Source organism: Gordonia alkanivorans NBRC 16433 (genome assembly GCF_000225505.1).
GTDB lineage: Bacteria > Actinomycetota > Actinomycetes > Mycobacteriales > Mycobacteriaceae > Gordonia > Gordonia alkanivorans.
Window position 1 is genome coordinate 1 of sequence record NZ_BACI01000119.1, and the last position, 1,667, is coordinate 1,667.

At 60.7% G+C, this 1,667-nt stretch carries 3 protein-coding genes and 1 pseudogene; 2 read left to right on the forward strand and 2 right to left on the reverse strand.

Annotated features, from left to right (window positions below; genetic code table 11):
• A partial coding sequence (locus tag GOALK_RS21765) for an ATP-binding protein (protein WP_006361007.1) occupies nt 1-365 on the forward strand: 365 nt, incomplete at its 5' end.
• A 290-nt stretch (nt 366-655) separates the two neighbouring features.
• Here the strand turns inward: GOALK_RS21765 and GOALK_RS21770 are convergent.
• On the reverse strand, nt 656-1,249 hold the full coding sequence (locus GOALK_RS21770) for a TetR/AcrR family transcriptional regulator (RefSeq protein ID WP_006361008.1): 594 nt from the start codon (nt 1,247-1,249) through the stop codon (nt 656-658).
• A 15-nt stretch (nt 1,250-1,264) separates the two neighbouring features.
• Between GOALK_RS21770 and GOALK_RS24420 the strand changes: the two genes are divergently transcribed.
• Nucleotides 1,265-1,405 carry a hypothetical protein gene (locus GOALK_RS24420; RefSeq protein ID WP_230461868.1) on the forward strand — a complete coding sequence of 47 codons (141 nt, stop codon included), beginning with the start codon at nt 1,265-1,267 and terminating at the stop codon, nt 1,403-1,405.
• A gap of 81 nt (nt 1,406-1,486) precedes the next feature.
• Here GOALK_RS24420 and GOALK_RS21775 read toward each other — a convergent pair.
• Nucleotides 1,487-1,667: pseudogene (locus GOALK_RS21775) on the reverse strand (alpha/beta hydrolase); the annotation flags it as partial.

Consider the following 1,667-nt stretch of genomic DNA (forward strand, 5'->3'; position numbering starts at 1 on the left):
ACAAAGTGCGGTACTTCACCGCCGCCGACCTCGTGGAAACCCTGTATCGCGGCCTGGCCGACAACACCGTCGGCAAAACCATCGACACCCTGCTACGCCAAGATCTGCTCATCCTCGACGAGATCGGATTCGCACCACTCGACGACACCGGCACCCAACTACTGTTCCGACTCGTCGCCGGCGCCTACGAACGCCGCTCCCTCGCGATCGCCAGCCACTGGCCCTTCGAACAATGGGGACGATTCCTACCCGAACACACCACCGCCGCCAGCATCCTCGACCGGCTCCTACACCACGCCACCATCGTCATCACCGACGGCGACTCCTACCGCATGACACACCGAACGGAGGTACCACCCACCTAGAACATCCCGCACAGGGTGGGGACTTTCACCTGGCCACCAGCGGGGACATCAAACTGGCCGTTGACAACCGGGGCGAGGGTCTGCTATGTGGTGTTGGCCCGGCGTGTCCGCTGGCTCTGTATTCCCGCCGCCGGCCTCTCCGGGTCCACTATGCTGCCGGGTACGCTGTTCGTCGTATCAAACGCTCGCCGTCCCTGGGCTGCACGATCGACTGACAACAATCACCCCGGGCCCGTGACGCGCGGCCACTGATTACGGATAGTTCGGCGATTGGCTGATTGCAAACGCGGTCAGTTCACTTCGAGGCGGGACGCGAAACCGGGATGGCTGAACGGCAGATCAGGTGAGAAGGCAACGCCTACGGTTGCGGCCGCGCCGTTGATTATTCCCCACGTTGTCTCCGATAGGTGTGCGGCGAAATAGCTGTCGTTGACCCCTTGCTCACGACCGTTGTCGATCCACCACTGAGTCGCCGATAGTCCAGAACCCAGGATGGACGCCACGGCCAAGGGAATGATCGAGGCATCTGCGTGAACACGCTGCAGACTTTCAGTGAACCGGTCGGCGACGGCCTCCATCACCGACCTCAGTTGGTCAGCAACTCCACCATTTCCCGATCCGGAGTACTGAAACAAGTGATTCGCCATAAGGAACCTGACGACCACGGGGTGTTTCCCAACCAGCGCGACGTAGGACTGGACCGACGAGCGAATCATATCGTCAACAGACGCATGATCTTGCTCAGCAAAGATTGTGACTTGCGCCGACTCCCACATCAACGCACCGAGCTTCGCCGCCACTGCCCCGTTTAGACCCGCTTTGTCGCCGAAGTAGCGGTACAGCTTCGGTTTAGACACGCCTGCCTCCGCAGCAATGTCGTCCATGCTCACGCCTACGCCATGGCGGTCGATGGCCCGTATGGCCGCATCGACCAACTCCGCTCGTATTGCGACGCGATGGTCATCCCACCGGGTGCTGCGGGCATCACGCACCCGACGCTGTACCTGAGATGGCGCGGAGGAAACGCGGCGGACGACTGACATTGTGGAAACTATCCTACTGGAAGCCCGCAAGCTATCAGCGGCCATGTGCGTGACCCCGTAGGCATCGATACTTCGCTGTCAACGTTCTACGGTCGCTGCGTCCAATCGCGCCGCCGCTTCGTTGAAATCTTTCGGTGCCTCCATGTTGATCATGTGACCGATCTGCGGCAACACCACGAAATCGTGCAACCGACCGCGCTGCTGCAGCCGTTCGGCGAGATCAGTGGAATGAACCTCAGGTGTCAACTTGTCGGCAGAA